Origin of the sequence: Halomonas ramblicola (assembly GCF_030409215.1) — a bacterium.
In the GTDB taxonomy this organism is placed as follows: Bacteria; Pseudomonadota; Gammaproteobacteria; order Pseudomonadales; family Halomonadaceae; genus Halomonas; species Halomonas ramblicola.
Genome location: NZ_JAUFPL010000027.1, coordinates 64,912 through 79,917, shown reverse-complemented (window position 1 = coordinate 79,917; position 15,006 = coordinate 64,912). Strand labels below are relative to the sequence as shown.

Genomic DNA, 15,006 nt, shown 5'->3' with positions numbered 1-15,006 from the left:
GGTTGAGCATGCGAGCCCTGCCCTAAGGTTGCTGACGAAAGGAGCTGACGCGATCACGCCACGACCGCCGCCGGCGAGGCCGGCGGCGGTCGAAGGACGGCTCCGCCGGCATGGGGCGGACGGGGTCGGAAAGGGACACGGGTCAGATGGACTTGAGGGTGCCCTTGGGCAGCACGGCGGCCACGGCGTTCTTCTGCACGTTGACCTGGGTGCCCTCGGCGATCTCCATGGTCAGGAACTCGCTGTCGTCGCTGACCTTGGTGATGCGGCCCAGCATGCCACCGCCGATGACGATCTCGTCACCCTTGGAGAGACCGGCGATCAGCTGCTTGTGCTGCTTGGCGCGCTTGGACTGGGGACGCCACAGCAGGAAGTAGAAGATGGCAACGAAGCCGACCAGCATGACGATCTGGGCGATACCGCCGCCGGCGGGGGCGTCCTGGGCGTAGGCCGGAGCGATGAAGAAATCCAGCATGGATGGGACTCTCCTGGTTGGGATGATTAAAGGGGTACCGCCCGGTTCGGGCGGCACGGCGCCGGGCGAGGGCCCGGACGCCTAGGGATTCGGGGCGGGAGGCACCGGCAGGCCGCGCCGCGCGTAGAAGCCTTCCACGAAGTCCGCCAATGTACCCGCTTCGATGGCACCGCGCAAACCGGCCATCAGGCGCTGGTAGTGGCGCAGATTGTGGAGGGTGTTGAGCATCGAGCCGAGCATCTCGCCGCAGCGATCCAGATGGTGCAGGTAGGCCCGCGAGAAGTGCCGGCAGGTATAGCAGTCGCAGTCGTCTTCCAGGGGCCGGGTGTCGTGGCGATGCTTGGCGTTACGGATCTTGATGGTGCCCGCGGCGGTGAACAGGTGGCCGTTACGGGCGTTGCGGGTGGGCATCACGCAGTCGAACATGTCGACGCCGCGCCGCACGCCCTCCACCAGGTCCTCCGGCTTGCCCACGCCCATCAGGTAGCGGGGCTTCGTCTCGGGCATCCAGGGGGGCAGGTAGTCGAGCACCCGCAGCATCTCCTCCTTGGGCTCGCCCACCGAGAGGCCACCGATGGCCAGACCGTCGAAGCCGATCTCCTCCAGGCCCGCGAGCGAGGCCTCGCGAAGCGCCGGGTACATGCCGCCCTGGATGATGCCGAACAGCGCCGAGGGGGAGTCGCCATGGGCCTCGCGGGAGCGTTTCGCCCAGCGCAGCGAACGCTCCATGGAGAACGCGGCTTCCTTCTCGGTGGCCGGATAGGGGGTGCACTCGTCGAAGATCATCACCACGTCGGAGCCCAGCGAGCGCTGCACCGCCATGGACTCCTCGGGCCCCATGAACACCTTGGCGCCGTCGACCGGGGAGCGGAAGTGCACGCCGGCCTCGGTGATCTTGCGCATGGCGCCCAGCGAGAAGACCTGGAAGCCGCCGGAGTCGGTGAGGATGGGCCTGTCCCACTGGGCGAAGTCGTGCAGGTCGCCGTGGGCCTCGATCACTTCCATGCCCGGGCGCAGCCAGAGGTGGAAGGTGTTGCCGAGGATGATCTCGGCGCCGATTTCCTCCACCGACACCGGGGTCATGCCCTTGACGGTGCCGTAGGTGCCCACCGGCATGAAGGCGGGGGTCTCGACAGTCCCCCTCGGGAAGTGGAGTCTCCCCCGGCGTGCCCGGCCGTCGCTGGCCAGGCGCTCGAAGGTCATGAAGCAGTCGTCACGCATGCGGGTCTCTCTGCGCTGCAGGTCGTGGCGGTAGCCGGGGCGCCGGCCGCCGCGGGAATCGGGGCGCCGCTCAGGGCCGGCGCGTCAGGAACATGGCGTCGCCGTAGCTGAAGAAGGCGTAGCGTTCGGTCACGGCCTCGCGGTAGGCGGCCATGGTGGTCTCGAAGCCGGCGAAGGAGGCCACCAGCATCAGCAGGGTGGACTCCGGCAGGTGGAAGTTGGTGACCAGGGCGTCCACGCAGCGCCACTCGAAGCCGGGGTAGATGAAGATGTCGGTTTCGCCGCTGTAGGGGGCGATCTCGCCATCCGGGCTCTTCAGGCAGGCGCTCTCCAGGCAGCGTACGCTGGTGGTGCCCACGGCGATGACGCGGTTGCCGCGGGCCCGGGCGGCACTCACCTGGGCGCAGGTCGCCTCGTCCACCTCCAGCCACTCGCTGTGCATGCGGTGTTCGCGGATGTCGTCGACGCGCACCGGCTGGAAGGTGCCGGCGCCCACGTGCAGGGTGACGAAGGCGCGCTCCAGGCCCTTCTCGGCCAGCGCCGCGAGCAAGGGTTCGTCGAAGTGCAGGCCGGCGGTGGGGGCGGCCACGGCACCGTCGCGGCGGGCGTAGACGGTCTGGTAGCGGTCGCGGTCGGCCAGCTCGTCCGCGCGGTCGATATAGGGGGGCAGCGGCATATGACCATGCCGCTCCAGCAACTGGATCAACGGCGTCTCGCCGAGGAAGCGCAGTTCGAAGAGCGCCTCGCGGCGCCCCTCCACCACGGCGCGGATGCCGCCTTCGAACTCGATCTCGGTACCGGGCCGGGGCGACTTGCTGGCGCGCAGGTGCGCCAGGCCGCGGTGGGCGTCCAGCGGGCGCTCGAGCAGCATCTCCACCCGGCCGCCGCTGGCCTTGTGGCCGTGCAGGCGTGCCGGGATCACTCGGGTGTCGTTGAACACCAGCAGGTCGCCGGGGGCGAGCAGCTCCAGCAGGTCCGGGAAGCGGCGATGGGCCAGCTCGCCGCTGGCGCCGTCCACGCACAGCAGGCGGCAGTCGCTGCGTTGCTCGGACGGATAGCGGGCGATCAGCTCCTCGGGAAGCTCGTAATGGAAGTCGGCGCGCTGCATGGCGGTGTCGGGATCCGGTGGTTCATCGAGGCAAGGCGGGCGGCCGGGCCGCCGGCAAGCCGCCTAGGATACCGATTCCCCGCGGCGAAGTCAGGACCCCGATTGACCTGCCCCGAGGCCCACGTATAATGCTTCGCGCGTTGCCGGCGTGGCGGAATTGGTAGACGCAGCGGATTCAAAATCCGCCGGGTGCAAGCCCTTGTCGGTTCGAGTCCGACCGCCGGTACCACGTAACCTGCGCGCTCCATGGCCATGGGTTCAGCGGGTTACAGGCCTGGATCAGAGCCTGGGGTGTGACACTTCGGTGATCCACTCCCGAGGTCTGGTACGCCCTGCGGACCCTGTCTGACGCGCAGCCGTCATCCCCCGAACCGGCATGCCCGGATCGTCCCCCACGAGATCCGCATCTCTCGCGACGATCGGTCAAATCCGACAGTCACCGGGTCCTTCAGTCCTCGTCGTCGAACGGTTCATCCCATTCGCCGTACTCCTCGTGGATGCCATTGATGTTCACGCTCCGCTCGGCGCCGCAGAGTACGCAGCGCTCGGTGCGGGTGATGTTGCCATGTGCCGCGGGATTCTCGTGCTCGCGGGTGACTGGGCCCGCGAAAGCGCAGTCATCGCCGACTGGGCGAGTTTCAGTGTGGTTGCATCGGGTCATGGGGCAGGCCTCCTCGAGGGGGTTCAGGTAGTCGATGGCCTTCGGGGTGTCGCCGGGGTGGGATGCGCCGGCCCACATGGTTAAAGGCAGCACCCGGGGCGCTACCTTGCAAAGAATTTTGATCATCGACCTTGGTATAGGGTTGCAAACCCCGGCGCAGCGCCTGGGAGTGGATGCCTGGCGCTTGCCATAGGCAGCAAGATACACTGCAAGAAACCCAGTAATATGAGGGAAGCCACCATGACCACGCCGCTTTCCCCATCGTCTCCGAGTTCGAGACCGAGGAGCAGGCCGCCAGCTATGACCGCTGGTTTCGTGAGCGAGTCGCCGAGAGCCTGGCGGACACGCGCCCCACGATCCCGCATGACGAAGTGATGGCGGACATGGAGGCGATCATTCAGGACGCCGAGCGCCAGCATAGGCGCCAAGCGTGGCGCTGCCGGTGCACTGGCGGGCCACTGCCCGTGAGCAACTGGCATCCATCGTGCGTTTTATCGCCGAGCGCGGCCCCCAGGCCGCCCGCCGCCTGAAAGCCCGGCTGGAGTCTGCCCCGCTGTTGCTGTCAGAGCACCCCCTACCTGTACCCGGCTGGACGCGTCCCTGGAACGCGGGAGCTGGTGGCTCATCCGAATTACCTTCTCGTCTATCGTGTAGCCGCTGATCGCGTGGAGGTGGTCGCCGTGCTGCACACTCGGCAGGAGTACCCGCCGAGCGAGTGACGCTTTCGCCTTCGCTGGTGCTTCATCCGGTGCCATCCGGTACCGCCCAAGCGCATTTCGAGTATCGGGACAGGCATCCCCGGCCTGAATTCAACGGACAGCGTCCGCTGCAGCTGATTTCCGGTAAAGTGTTGCGGTATGGTAATGATCGCTGGGGATGAGCGGTCGACAACAGGGTCGAATCACCAAATGAGGTAGGTCGATGTCCGATCAAGACCCATTGCCGCCACTGGTGTGGGATTCGCGGCGCGTCCAGATCCAGGGGTTCACCACCGGCCTGCATCAGCTCGAGTGGCTGCTGGTCACGCTGGTTACCCTCTACGTGGGGATCATGGGCATCCCCAACGAGGGGGGATGGGGCCTGCTGCTGGCGACGATCGCCTACTTCGGTTTCAGCCTGACGGCCAGCCGACTACGCTTCTTCGGCGACAGGCAGCGCTGGCTGCTGGCGATCCATACCTGGGTCATGATCGGCTTCATCACCTGGTTTCTCTACAGCACCGAGGGCGTGACCGGGCCAATGGCGAGCCTGTATCTACTGGCCGTGGTCACCAGCGCCCTGACGCTGGGGGTGCTGGCGACCCTGCTCGAGGTGGCGGCGATTGCCGCCTGCTATCTGCTGCTGTTGCAGCTCAGCGGCGCCACCCTCATGACGCCGGCCAATCTGACTCTGGTCAGCACCAACCTCGCCGTGTTCCTGATCGTCGGCTACCTGACCGCGGCGCTGGTCACTGCCATCCAGGTTTCCAACCGCATGCTGCTGGATATGGCCAGCCAGGATCCCCTGACGGGGCTGTTCAACCGTCGCGCCCTCACTGACCTGTCCCAGCCGATCCATGCCCTGGCCAAGCGCTCGCAACGCCCCTACAGCGTGATCGTCATCGACATGGATGGCTTGAAAGCCATCAACGATAGCCAGGGGCATGAGGCGGGCGATCGGGCCATTCTGGACCTGGCGCAGCGGCTGAAGAGCTGTGCACGCAGCAGTGACCTGGTGGCGCGCCATGGGGGTGACGAGTTCGTGATGCTGTTGCCCGATACCGATGCGGATGGAGCCAGACACCTGATGCAGCGTCTGCTCGCCTCCGTGGTGGACAGCGGACTCCAGTTCAGCATCGGGGTGGCCTCCTACCCCGAACATGGCGATCAGATGGAGCACCTGCTGGCGCATGCCGATCATGCCATGTACCGGAGCAAGACGTCGGGAGGCAACCGCGTTTTCGTCCAGGGGCAGGCCCCGCGGGAACACGGCTGAGGCCGCCAGGGCCAGGCCGTGCTCGAGGGAGGTCTATACCAGGCTGGCGATCACTACGGCCAGGGTACCGCCGGTGAGCGCATAGCCGAGCAGGGCGAAGAGGCCGTCGTCGGCGAGCAGCGCCAGGCCGAAGAGCGTCAGTGCCAGGCCGGCGCCGTTGGCGCTGAACGGCACGACCTCCATGGGCGGCATGGCCAGGGCGATCAGCAGGCCGGTCAGGGCCACACCGAGATGCGCCGGCGGACGCGTCAGCCAGGTCAGGCGTGGGCGCAGCAGGCGGTCGACCCAGCCGGCGGGGCGCTCCAGCCAGTCGATCGCGCGCCGGTAGCGTTCCCGCGAGACGCGCCGTGCGAGCAGCCAGGCCGGCAGCCAGATGGAGCGCCGGCCGGCCAGCAACTGGAGCGACGCCAGCAGCACCAGGCCGGCCATCAGGGTCGGCACTCCGGGGATGTCGCCGATCAATGGCGCCAGGGTCACCAAGCCGGCGAGCAACAGGAAGGGCGCGAAGCTGCGCCGCCCGAGGCACTCGAGGATCGCCTCGAGGCTGACGCTGTCGGCGTGGCGCCCGGCGTCGCTCACCCGATCGAGTAGCGCCGTCAGGCTCACCGGGCCGTTTTCATCGGTCATGGCGCTTGCGGGTCAGCAGCAACACGAGGCCCAGCAGCACCAGCACCGGGCCCACGAAGCCGGCCGGGCTACCCGTCTGCCAGCCGACCACCGGCAGGGCGATGCCGATGAGCATCAGGACGAAGGCGAAGGTGCGCACGTTCATGGAAGGCTCCGGTCGGGGGTTGTCGCCAGTCTAGCCCGCCGGGCGGTGTCGCTGAAGCCCCGGGGCTGTCACGGTGCGGCCGGATGGCGTATGGTGCGGGAACACAGTCCTTCGCCCGATCGCGGGTGGAGGGCTGTTTTCGTTGGATACCCGCGCAAGCGTGCAAGCAGCGTTGATCGGCGCTCAGGAGGCCCCATGTCGTCGCGTCCCCCTCTCATCATCAACCGGCTCGATGCCGAACGGCTGCAGCGCCTCATCGATGCGGCCGGCACCAAGGAGCGCTTCGTGGCCGATGCCCTCGAGGAGGAACTCGCGCGCGGCGAGGTGCTCGACCCCGAGGCGATGCCCGGCGACGTGGTCAGCATGAACAGCCGCGTCCAGTTCACCGACCTGACCCGCGACCGGCAGATGGTGCGCACCCTGGTCTATCCCCATGCCCTGGCGGGAACCGAGGATGCCATCTCGGTGATGGCGCCGGTGGGGGCCGGGCTGATCGGCCTGCGCGTGGGCGATACCCTCGACTGGCGGCTGCCCAACGGCGGCGAGGTGCGGCTGCGCGTGGATGCCGTGCTCTGGCAACCGGAGCGCGAGAAACAGTACCACCGCTGAGGAGACAGCCCATGCCGTTTTCTCTCTGGCTCTCCCTGGTCGCGGTGTGTGCCATGGGGGCCATGTCGCCCGGCCCCAGCCTGGCGCTGGTGCTGCGCCACACCCTGGGCGGCGGTCGCGTCCCCGGGATGACCGCCGCGCTCGCCCACGCCCTGGGCGTGGGGTTCTATGCCCTGCTCACCGTCTGGGGGCTGGGGGCGCTGATTGCGCGCCAGCCGGTGCTGTTCCAGGCCATCACCTGGATCGGGGCGGGCTACCTCGCCTGGCTGGGCGTGAAGGCCCTGGGGGCCGGCCGCGCCGGGGCGCTGGAGGCCGTCGGCCGGGCCACCAGCCGCCGCCAGGCGGCGCGGGAGGGCATGCTGGTGGCGCTGGGCAATCCCAAGCTGATCCTGTTCTTCATCGCCCTGCTCAGCCAGTTCGTCACCCCGGGCATGAGCCCGGCCGCCAAGGCGCTGATCGTGCTGACGGCCATGGTGATCGATGGCACCTGGTACGTGCTGGTGGCGCTGGGTCTCTCCCATTCGCGGGTGCTGCCCTGGCTGCAGGCCCGCGCCCACTGGATCAACCGCGCCACCGGCGTGTTGCTGCTGGCCCTGGCGGCACGCGTCGTCGCCGGCCCCCTGGCCTAGCAGCGTTGACGCGCCGCGGCATGGCCGGCGTGTGGCGATGGCAGGGCGGTGTTAGGCTCTGGTGTGAACCCGATCGCGCGGAAGCCTGCCGATGAACGAGTCGTCACATGCGCCCCAGGCCCTCGCCCTGGTGCTGGAAGCCGACATGGAGGTGGCCGCCGTGCTCTCGCTGCAGCTCGAGGTGCTAGGGCTGGAGAGTCGCTACTATCGCCGCTCGTCGAGCCTGCTGGACGAGGTGACGCGCCGCCCGCCGCAACTCGTGGTGATGGGGCTGGAGATGGGCAGCGAGGATGGCATCGCCCTGCTGCGGCGCCTCGCCGCCACCGGCTATCGGGGCTGGGTGCTGCTGCTCTCCGGTGTCGAGCGCAAGATCGCACGCATCGCCGAACGGGTGGGGCATACCCTGGGCCTGAGGATGCTGGGTTGCCTGGACAAGCCGATGCGGCTCGCCGACCTGCGCCGCTGCCTGGGCAACCTGCGGGTGGGGCGCGAATCGCCTGCCGAGGTGGACGGTGACCCGGTGTTCTCCACCGAGGAGCTCGACCTGGCCCTGGCGCGCCAGGAACTGACCCTCCACTACCAGCCCCAGTTCGAGCTCTCCTCCGGCCGGCTGAGCGGCGTCGAGGCCCTGGTGCGCTGGTCGCACCCCGAACTGGGGCTGATCGGCCCGGCCGGTTTCCTGCCGCTGCTCACCCTGGCCCAGGGCAAGCGCCTCACCCGGCACGTGATCGAGCTGGCGCTGGCCGATGCCGAGCGCTGGTATCGGGAAGGGGTGACGCCCTCGCTGTCGGTCAACGTCACCGCCGACGACCTGATGTGCCCGGACCTGCTGGCACTGACCCGGCGGCGCCGGCCGGGCGACCCGCCGCTGGTGCTGGAGATCACCGAGACCGCCGCCATGCAGGACGAGCTGCTGGGCAGCGAGGTGGCCGCCCGGCTCTGCCTGGGCGGGCTGGAGGTCTCGGTGGACGACTTCGGGGTGGGCTTCTCGTCGCTGTCGCGGCTACAGGTGCTGCCGATCAGCGAGCTCAAGGTGGACCGCAGCTTCGTGAGCCACCTCCACGAGGAGTCCCAGGACGCGGCCATCGTCGAGGCGGTGGCGCTGCTGGGGCGCCGGCTCGGCATCCGGGTGGTCGCCGAAGGGGTCGAGGACCCCGGCGCCCTGGAGCTGCTCGACCGCTTCGGCTGCACCCATGTGCAGGGCTTCGGCCTGGGCCGGCCGATGCCCGCCGCGGCGATCCTCGAGCTGGGCGCCACTCAGGACGCGATGCGGGCCAGCAGCACATTCAGCGGGGCATCGCTGGGCATCACCCCGTAGGTCGGCCCGGCCCGTGCACCGAGCCGTGTCCGGCAGAAGGTCTCGCTCACTTCGGTCGGGGCGTGGCGCAGCAGCAGGGCGCCCTGCAGGCACTGGGCCAGGCGCTGTGCCAGCCAGCGGGCCTGGGACTCGAGGGCCTCGGGCGGTTCCTGCAAGCTGTCCTCCAGGTCGATCACGGCGGCATCCAGCTCCCGCGACGCCCCCTGCGCGGCGGCCAGTTCCCGACGTAGGGCCTCCAGCGCCTCGGGATGGCGCCCCAGCACCCGCAGCACGTCCAGGCAGATGACGTTGCCCGAGCCCTCCCAGATCGAGTTGACCGGCGCCTCGCGGTAGAGACGCGCCAGCGGTGCCTCCTCCACGTAGCCGATGCCGCCCAGGCACTCCATGGCCTCGGCCATGAAGCCGGGACCGCGGCGGTTGTGCCAGTACTTGGCCAGCGCCGGCAGCAGGCGGGCCAGGGCTCGCTCGCCCTCGTCGCCCCGCGCGTCGCCGTCGAAGGCGCGGGCGGCGCGCATCACCAGGGCCAGGCCGGCCTCCACCTCCAGCGCCAGGTCGGCGATCACCGCCCGCATCAGCGGCTGCTCGGCCAGGGCGCGGCCGAAGGCGTGGCGTTCGCGCACATGCTGCCAGGCCTCCACCAACGCCTGACGCATCATGCCCACCGGGGCGGTGGCGGCGTCCAGGCGGGTCTGCTGCACCATCTCGAGGATGGTGGCGATGCCGCGTCCCGGTGGGCCGATGGGCTCGGCCCAGGCGCCGCGGTACTCGATCTCCGCCGAGGCGTTGGCGCGGTTGCCGCACTTGTCCTTGAGGCGCTGCAATTCGATGGCGTTGCGCTCGCCGTCGGCGGCGACGCGCGGCACCAGGAAGCAGGTCAGGCCCTCGTCGCTGCGTGCCAGGGTCAGGAAGGCGTCGGACATGGGCGCGCTGCAGAACCACTTGTGGCCGGTGAGGCGCCAGCCGTCGCCGGTGGACTCGGCGCGGGTGGTGTTGCTGCGCACGTCGCTGCCGCCCTGCTTCTCGGTCATCGCCATGCCGAAGGTCAGGCCCTGCTTGTCGGCGGCCGGCAGGGGGCGCGGGTCGTACTCCCAGGCCAGCAGGCCCGGCGCCCAGCGGGCTTCCACCGTCGGGGCCTGGCGCAGCACCGGCATGGCCGCGTGGGTCATGGTCACCGGGCAGCAGAAGCCCGGTTCGGCCTGGGTCAGCAGGTAGAGAGCGGCCACGTGGGCCTGGTGGCCACCGTGCCCCTCCTCCTGCCAGGCCACGGCGTGCCAGCCATGGTCGATGGCCAGGTGCATCAGTGCGTGGTAGGCGGGATGGTAGGCCACCTCGTCGAGGCGGCGGCCGTGGCGGTCGAAGAGGCGCAGCTCCGGGGGATGACGGTTGGCCGCCTCGCCCAGCGCCTGGACCCGCTCGCTGCCGGCCTCGTGGCCCAACGGCGCGAGCCGGCGGGCGACCCATTCCGGGGCCTCCCGGGCCAGGGTCTCGCGCAGTGGCAGGTCCTCGCCGAAGAGGTCTCGGTCGCCCGGTGTGTCGGGCTGGTTGGTCACCTCATGGGTGGCCAGCCGGATGCGGGGGGCATGATCGGGCATGGGACACCTCCGCGGATGGCGTCATCCCCTGAGCATGGTGGGCGGTTCGCCGGCGGTCAACGTGACGCGGCGGCGGCGACTGGTTAGGCTGAAGGCATTTCCCGGGGAGATGCCCATGACCGAGCCTCTACGCGATGCGGTGCCGCCCGTCCCGCACATCGCCCGCGAGCGCATCCAACTGGTGGATGACCGTAACCGGCCCTGCGGCAGCGCCTGGCGGGCCACCATGCGCCGCTTCCGCCTGTGGCATCGTGCCACCTATGTGGTGGTGCGCAACGCCCGGGGCGAGCTCTGCGTGCAGCGCCGCACCCTCACCAAGGAGGTCTTCCCCGGCGGCCTGGACCTGGCCGCCGGCGGCGTGGTGGGGGCCGGAGAGGCGGTGCACCTGGCGGCGCGGCGCGAGCTCGCGGAGGAGCTGGGCATTCGCGGCGTGCCGCTGACGCCCGCCGGCGGCTTCGTGCACGCCCAGGACGGCCACCACATCTTCGGCAGCCTGTTCCTGGTCGACCACGACGGGCCCCTGGAACTGCAGGCCGAGGAGGTGGCCGAGGCCTTCTGGGTGCCGCCCGCCGAGGCGCTGGCCCTGGAGGGGGTGACCCCGGACACCCGCCAGGCGGTGGAGGCGCTGCGTGATGCCGGCCTGCTGGAGGCCGCGCCATGAACCGCCCGGCGCGGCTCGGGGATCTCGAGACGGTGGCGGCGGCCCTGGAGGGGGTGGTGCTGGGCAAGTCCCGCGAGCTGCGCCTGTCGCTGTGTTGCCTGCTGTGCCGGGGCCACCTGCTGATCGAGGACCTGCCGGGGCTGGGCAAGACCACCCTGGCCCAGTCCCTGGCTCGGGTCACCGGGCTCGACATGCAGCGCCTGCAGTTCACCAGCGACCTGCTGCCCGCCGACGTGCTGGGGGTCTCGGTATTCGACCCCCGCGAGGCGCGCTTCAGCTTCCATCCCGGGCCGATCTTCCACGGCGTGGTGCTGGCCGACGAGATCAATCGCGCCACCCCCAAGACCCAGAGCGCGCTGCTGGAGGCCATGGAGGAGGGCAGGGTGACCGTGGAGGGCGAGACCCGCCCGCTGCCCGACCCCTTCTTCGTCATCGCCACCCAGAACCCCCAGGAGCAGGCCGGCACCTTCGCCTTGCCGGAGTCCCAGCTCGACCGCTTCCTGATGCGCCTGTCGCTGGGCTACCCCGATCCCCGTGCCGAGCGCGAGATCCTGCGCGGCCGCGCCGGGCGACAGCGACTGGCCGCGATGCCGGTGCTGCTGGACGCCGAACGCCTGCGGCACTGGCAGGCCCGGCTGGCCGACATCCACGTGGCCGATGCGCTGCTCGACTATGTGCAGGCGCTGGCCGCGGCCAGCCGCGAGCACCCCGAGCTGGCCTGGGGGCTCTCCACCCGCGGCGTGCTGGCGCTGTTGCAGGCGGCCCGCGGCTGGGCGCTGCTCGAGGGGCGCGACCACGTGCTGCCCGAGGACGTCCAGGCGGTGTGGGTGCCGGTGGCTGGCCATCGCCTGAGCAGCGGCCGGCGCGAGGAGGGCGAGGCCCTGGCCCGCCACCTGCTGGCCCGCGTGCCGGTGATGGGCTGAGCATGACGTGGTGGGAGTGGTGGTGGCGCTGGTGGCGGCGGATGGCCATCGCCCCGGGTACGCCGCTGCCCCAGCGCCGGTTGTTCCTGCTGCCGACCCGCTTCGGCCTGGTCTGGGCGGTGCTGGTGCTGGTGCTGCTGCTGTTCGGCATCAACTACCAGAACAGCCTGGCCTACGGGCTGGCCTTCTGGCTGTTCGCCCTGGCGGTGATTGCCCTGCTGCGCACCTGGCGCAACCTGCTCGGCGTCATCGCGACCCTGCGCCTGCCCCCCGAGGTGTTCGCCGGCGGCGAGGCGCGCCTCGGCGTGGTGTTCTCCGGCGGGCGGCCGCGTAGTGGCCTCGAGGTGCATGTCGAGGGGGCCGCGGCGCGCCTGGACCTGCCCGAGGGCCAGGGGGAGGCGAGCCTGGCGCTGCCGGCCCCGCGACGCGGCGTGCAGCGGTTGCCGCTGCTGCGCCTGGAATCCTCCTGGCCGCTGGGTCTGGTGCGGGCGCTGGCCTGGCTGGAAAGCCGGGAGTCGCTGCTGGTCTACCCGCGCCCCCTGGACGACGACGCGCCCCGCCATCGCCACGCCGGGGCCGGGCTCGAGGCCAGCGACTTCGCTGGCCTACGCCGCGCCGAGCCCGGCGACAGCCCGGCGCGACTCGCCTGGAAGCAGTGGAGCCGTACCGGCGAGCTGGCCGCCAAGGCGTTCAGCGTGCCGCCCCGCCAGCAGCTGTGGCTCGACTACGACGCCTGTCGCGGCGACCCGGAGCGGCGCCTGTCGATCCTCTGTGCCCGGGTGCTGGCCCACCACCTGGCCGGCGACCGCTACGGCCTGCGCCTGCCCGGAGTGACCCTGCCCCAGGGCGAAGGCTCGCGCCAGCGCCGCGAGGCCCTGGAGGCCCTGGCGCGCTTCGACCCCGCGGCCACCGCCCGCCGGGAGGCCCCATGAGGCGCGCGGCGGCCCTCGCCAGCCGCTCCGCCGCGCCGGCGGTGCTGGCCGACGGCCGGGCGCTGAGCGGCGTCATGCTGCGGCGCCTGTTCATCGGCCAGTGCCTGGTGCTGGCGCTGCACCTGGCCTGGATGCCGGCCTGGCTGGCGGCCGTCGCCGCCCTGGTGGCGGGCTATCGCTACCTGCAGCTGCGCCGTCGCCTGCCCCGCGCCGGGGTGGTGCTGCGCCTGGCCGGCGTGGGCCTGCTGGTCGCCGCACTGTGGCTGCAGTACGGCAGCCTGGGCAACATGGAGGGGCTGATCGGCCTGCTGCTGGGCGTCTACCTGCTCAAGCTGCTCGAGACCCATACCCGCCGCGACGCCCGGGTGGTGGTGCTGATCGGCATGGTCACCACCACCGCGGCCTTCCTTCACGACCAGGGCATTCCCATGGCCGTCGGGGCCCTGGCGGCGGTGGCCTGGCTGGTGCAGTCGCTGGTGTGGCTGGCCGGCGCCCGCCGGCCGCGTCAGGCGTGGCGCGAGACCGCCTGGCTGCTGGGCCTGTCGGCACCGCTGATGGTGCTGCTGTTCCTGGCCTTCCCGCGGCTCGGGCCGCTGTGGAACCTGCCCCAGGCGCAGCGGGCCGCCACCGGCCTGACCGACGAGATCGCCCCTGGCGATATCGCCCGGCTGTCGCGCAGCGACCGGCGCGCCTTCCGGGTGCGCTTCGAGGGCGACGAACCGGCCCCCTCCGAGCGCTACTGGCGGGTCTACACCCTGTCGCACTTCGACGGCGAGCGTTGGCGCCGCGCCGAGCCGGAGCGCCTCGCCGCGACCCTGGGCCGCCCGGTGGGCAACTTCGTCGGCGAGGGCGGTCGTTCGCCGTGGCGGGGCGCTGGAAAGGCGCGCTTCTCGGCCGAACTGCTGCTGGAGCCGGACAACCGGCCCTGGCGACCGGCGCTGGGGGAGCCGCTGGCCAGCGACGAGCGCCTGCGCTGGCTCGCCGACGGCACCGTGGAGGGGCTCGCGCCGCTCGCCTCGCGCAGCCTGTTGCGCCTGGAGAGCAGCGGCCTGGCCCCGGCCCATCCCGACCCGGCGGGCCCCGGCTGGCACACCCTGCTGCCTGCCGAGGGCAACCCGCGCACCCGGGCACTGGTCGAGCGGCTGTGGCGGGAGGCCGGCGGCGAGCCGCGCGCCTTCCTGGCGGACGCGATGGCGCGTTTCGGCGAGGCGCCGTTCCGCTACACCCTGGCGCCGCCGCGGCTCACCTCCGGCGACCGCGTCGACGAGTTCCTGTTCGAGAGCCGTGCCGGCTACTGTACCCACTACGCCTCGGCCATGGCGGTGATGGCCCGTGCCGCGGGGGTGCCGGCACGCATCGTCGCCGGCTTCCTGGGCGGCGAGCGCCATCCGGACGGCTACTTCACCGTGCGTGACTATGACGCCCACGCCTGGGTCGAGGTGTGGCTGGACGGTGCCTGGCAGCGCCTCGACCCCACCGCCGTCATCGCCCCGGAGCGCATCGAGCGGGGCGCCCAGGCGGTGAGCGAAGGCGCCGAGGCCTTCCTGGCCGATGCGCCGTTCTCGCCGCTGCGTCTGCGCGAGGTGGGTTGGGTCAACCACCTGCGCCTGGACTGGGAACGGCTCGAATACCGCTGGCAGCGCGGCGTGGTGGGCTACCAGCGCCAGGCGCGCGACGACCTGATGGCGCAGGTCGCCCGGCGGCTGCATGCGCTCTGGGAGTGGCTGGTGGGGCTGGTCCCCGGCCACGGCCCGGTGGCCGGGGCCTTGGGGCTGCTGTCGATCGGGGGCGCAGCCGCCGGCCTGGCGGCGCTGCTGCGCCTGGGGTGGCGGCGGCGGCACGAGGGGCGCGACGAGGCGTTGCGCATCCGCCGCCTGCAGGCCTGGCTGGAGCGTCGTGGCCTGGGGGCGCGGGCCGGGGAGTCGCCGGCGGGCCACCTGCGACGCGTCGCCGCGGCGGCCGGTTCGGCGGGGCCCGCCCTGCGCGACTGCGCCCACCAGCTGGAGCGGTTGCACTATGCGCCCCTGCGGGAGGACGAGCGCCAGGCGCGGCGGCGCCAGCTGGGACGCCGCGTGGTGGAGGTGCGCCGCCGGCTGGGGCGGTTGCCGCGGCGCTGAGCGCGCAAGGCTGG

General features: G+C 71.2%; 18 protein-coding genes and 1 tRNA gene. 12 read left to right on the top strand and 7 right to left on the bottom strand.

All coding sequences use genetic code 11. From position 1 onward, the window contains the following. Positions 1-142 precede the first annotated feature (142 nt). From yajC to queA, 3 genes are all read right to left on the bottom strand, one after another. Positions 143-475: a preprotein translocase subunit YajC gene (gene yajC, locus QWY80_RS10560; protein ID WP_290231175.1), complete on the bottom strand. Its 333-nt coding sequence runs from the start codon at positions 473-475 to the stop codon at positions 143-145. Positions 476-556: 81 nt separating this feature from the next. After that, positions 557-1,678, bottom strand: coding sequence for a tRNA guanosine(34) transglycosylase Tgt (gene tgt, locus QWY80_RS10555; protein WP_435389363.1), 1,122 nt, complete (start codon positions 1,676-1,678; stop codon positions 557-559). An 88-nt stretch (positions 1,679-1,766) separates the two neighbouring features. Next, the gene (queA, locus tag QWY80_RS10550) at positions 1,767-2,804 is read right to left on the bottom strand and encodes a tRNA preQ1(34) S-adenosylmethionine ribosyltransferase-isomerase QueA (protein ID WP_290231171.1); all 1,038 of its coding nucleotides are present in this window, start codon (positions 2,802-2,804) and stop codon (positions 1,767-1,769) included. A gap of 142 nt (positions 2,805-2,946) precedes the next feature. Here queA and QWY80_RS10545 point away from each other — a divergent pair. Beyond that, positions 2,947-3,033: transfer RNA gene (locus QWY80_RS10545), tRNA-Leu, on the top strand. A gap of 219 nt (positions 3,034-3,252) precedes the next feature. On the opposite strand, the gene QWY80_RS10540 is transcribed toward QWY80_RS10545, so the two are convergent. Then, entirely contained in the window at positions 3,253-3,465 is a 213-nt protein-coding gene (locus QWY80_RS10540) for a hypothetical protein (protein ID WP_110282598.1), read from the bottom strand. A gap of 260 nt (positions 3,466-3,725) precedes the next feature. Here QWY80_RS10540 and relB point away from each other — a divergent pair, with 260 nt between their 5' ends. From relB to QWY80_RS10525, 4 genes are all read left to right on the top strand, one after another. Then, on the top strand, positions 3,726-3,995 hold the full coding sequence (gene relB / locus QWY80_RS19410) for a type II toxin-antitoxin system RelB family antitoxin (protein ID WP_353960451.1): 270 nt from the start codon (positions 3,726-3,728) through the stop codon (positions 3,993-3,995). Continuing rightward, positions 3,896-4,126, top strand: coding sequence for a type II toxin-antitoxin system RelE/ParE family toxin (locus QWY80_RS10535; protein WP_353960450.1), 231 nt, complete (start codon positions 3,896-3,898; stop codon positions 4,124-4,126). The genes relB and QWY80_RS10535 overlap by 100 nt, the downstream gene beginning before the upstream one ends. Further along, the gene (locus QWY80_RS10530; protein ID WP_290231164.1) at positions 4,083-4,184 is read left to right on the top strand and encodes a type II toxin-antitoxin system RelE/ParE family toxin; all 102 of its coding nucleotides are present in this window, start codon (positions 4,083-4,085) and stop codon (positions 4,182-4,184) included. Before QWY80_RS10535 ends, QWY80_RS10530 begins: the two co-directional genes overlap by 44 nt. Positions 4,185-4,386: 202 nt before the next feature. Beyond that, positions 4,387-5,439: a GGDEF domain-containing protein gene (locus QWY80_RS10525; RefSeq protein WP_290231162.1), complete on the top strand. Its 1,053-nt coding sequence runs from the start codon at positions 4,387-4,389 to the stop codon at positions 5,437-5,439. 33 nt (positions 5,440-5,472) lie between these two features. On the opposite strand, the gene QWY80_RS10520 is transcribed toward QWY80_RS10525, so the two are convergent. Further along, the gene (locus tag QWY80_RS10520; RefSeq protein ID WP_290231160.1) at positions 5,473-6,066 is read right to left on the bottom strand and encodes an exopolysaccharide biosynthesis protein; all 594 of its coding nucleotides are present in this window, start codon (positions 6,064-6,066) and stop codon (positions 5,473-5,475) included. Next, positions 6,056-6,211: a hypothetical protein gene (locus QWY80_RS10515; RefSeq protein ID WP_290231158.1), complete on the bottom strand. Its 156-nt coding sequence runs from the start codon at positions 6,209-6,211 to the stop codon at positions 6,056-6,058. The genes QWY80_RS10520 and QWY80_RS10515 overlap by 11 nt, the downstream gene beginning before the upstream one ends. A gap of 195 nt (positions 6,212-6,406) precedes the next feature. On the opposite strand from QWY80_RS10515, the gene rnk reads away from it, so the two are divergent. From rnk to QWY80_RS10500, 3 genes are all read left to right on the top strand, one after another. Further along, positions 6,407-6,820 carry a nucleoside diphosphate kinase regulator gene (gene rnk / locus QWY80_RS10510; protein ID WP_290231156.1) on the top strand — a complete coding sequence of 138 codons (414 nt, stop codon included), beginning with the start codon at positions 6,407-6,409 and terminating at the stop codon, positions 6,818-6,820. Between the two features lie 11 nt (positions 6,821-6,831). After that, positions 6,832-7,449 carry a LysE family translocator gene (locus QWY80_RS10505; RefSeq protein ID WP_290231153.1) on the top strand — a complete coding sequence of 206 codons (618 nt, stop codon included), beginning with the start codon at positions 6,832-6,834 and terminating at the stop codon, positions 7,447-7,449. A gap of 91 nt (positions 7,450-7,540) precedes the next feature. Further along, the gene (locus tag QWY80_RS10500; RefSeq protein WP_290231150.1) at positions 7,541-8,767 is read left to right on the top strand and encodes an EAL domain-containing response regulator; all 1,227 of its coding nucleotides are present in this window, start codon (positions 7,541-7,543) and stop codon (positions 8,765-8,767) included. On the opposite strand, the gene QWY80_RS10495 is transcribed toward QWY80_RS10500, so the two are convergent. After that, entirely contained in the window at positions 8,707-10,359 is a 1,653-nt protein-coding gene (locus QWY80_RS10495) for an acyl-CoA dehydrogenase family protein (protein WP_290231148.1), read from the bottom strand. The two genes, QWY80_RS10500 and QWY80_RS10495, sit on opposite strands and share 61 nt — an antisense overlap. 115 nt (positions 10,360-10,474) lie before the next feature. Here QWY80_RS10495 and QWY80_RS10490 point away from each other — a divergent pair, with 115 nt between their 5' ends. The 4 genes from QWY80_RS10490 to QWY80_RS10475 are packed head-to-tail and all read left to right on the top strand — an operon-like array spanning position 10,475 to position 14,992. After that, on the top strand, positions 10,475-11,020 hold the full coding sequence (locus QWY80_RS10490) for an NUDIX hydrolase (RefSeq protein ID WP_290231146.1): 546 nt from the start codon (positions 10,475-10,477) through the stop codon (positions 11,018-11,020). After that, positions 11,017-11,943, top strand: coding sequence for an AAA family ATPase (locus QWY80_RS10485; protein WP_290231144.1), 927 nt, complete (start codon positions 11,017-11,019; stop codon positions 11,941-11,943). Before QWY80_RS10490 ends, QWY80_RS10485 begins: the two co-directional genes overlap by 4 nt. 2 nt (positions 11,944-11,945) lie before the next feature. Continuing rightward, a complete protein-coding gene (locus QWY80_RS10480) occupies positions 11,946-12,875 on the top strand; it encodes a DUF58 domain-containing protein (protein WP_290231142.1) in 930 nt (309 codons plus the stop codon). Continuing rightward, on the top strand, positions 12,872-14,992 hold the full coding sequence (locus QWY80_RS10475; protein WP_290231140.1) for a transglutaminase TgpA family protein: 2,121 nt from the start codon (positions 12,872-12,874) through the stop codon (positions 14,990-14,992). The genes QWY80_RS10480 and QWY80_RS10475 overlap by 4 nt, the downstream gene beginning before the upstream one ends. The last annotated feature ends 14 nt before the right edge of the window (positions 14,993-15,006 follow it).

Excerpts from the sequence above, each read along its gene's own strand:
- yajC (WP_290231175.1), bottom strand. The coding sequence starts at position 475 with ATGCTGGATTTCTTCATCGCTCCGGCCTACGCCCAGGACGCCCCCGCC.
- tgt (WP_435389363.1), bottom strand. The coding sequence starts at position 1,678 with ATGACCTTCGAGCGCCTGGCCAGCGACGGCCGGGCACGCCGGGGGAGA.
- queA (WP_290231171.1), bottom strand. The coding sequence starts at position 2,804 with ATGCAGCGCGCCGACTTCCATTACGAGCTTCCCGAGGAGCTGATCGCC.
- QWY80_RS10540 (WP_110282598.1), bottom strand. The coding sequence starts at position 3,465 with ATGACCCGATGCAACCACACTGAAACTCGCCCAGTCGGCGATGACTGC.
- QWY80_RS10525 (WP_290231162.1), top strand. The coding sequence starts at position 4,387 with ATGTCCGATCAAGACCCATTGCCGCCACTGGTGTGGGATTCGCGGCGC.
- QWY80_RS10520 (WP_290231160.1), bottom strand. The coding sequence starts at position 6,066 with ATGACCGATGAAAACGGCCCGGTGAGCCTGACGGCGCTACTCGATCGG.
- QWY80_RS10515 (WP_290231158.1), bottom strand. The coding sequence starts at position 6,211 with ATGAACGTGCGCACCTTCGCCTTCGTCCTGATGCTCATCGGCATCGCC.
- rnk (WP_290231156.1), top strand. The coding sequence starts at position 6,407 with ATGTCGTCGCGTCCCCCTCTCATCATCAACCGGCTCGATGCCGAACGG.
- QWY80_RS10505 (WP_290231153.1), top strand. The coding sequence starts at position 6,832 with ATGCCGTTTTCTCTCTGGCTCTCCCTGGTCGCGGTGTGTGCCATGGGG.
- QWY80_RS10500 (WP_290231150.1), top strand. The coding sequence starts at position 7,541 with ATGAACGAGTCGTCACATGCGCCCCAGGCCCTCGCCCTGGTGCTGGAA.
- QWY80_RS10495 (WP_290231148.1), bottom strand. The coding sequence starts at position 10,359 with ATGCCCGATCATGCCCCCCGCATCCGGCTGGCCACCCATGAGGTGACC.
- QWY80_RS10490 (WP_290231146.1), top strand. The coding sequence starts at position 10,475 with ATGACCGAGCCTCTACGCGATGCGGTGCCGCCCGTCCCGCACATCGCC.
- QWY80_RS10485 (WP_290231144.1), top strand. The coding sequence starts at position 11,017 with ATGAACCGCCCGGCGCGGCTCGGGGATCTCGAGACGGTGGCGGCGGCC.
- QWY80_RS10480 (WP_290231142.1), top strand. The coding sequence starts at position 11,946 with ATGACGTGGTGGGAGTGGTGGTGGCGCTGGTGGCGGCGGATGGCCATC.
- QWY80_RS10475 (WP_290231140.1), top strand. The coding sequence starts at position 12,872 with ATGAGGCGCGCGGCGGCCCTCGCCAGCCGCTCCGCCGCGCCGGCGGTG.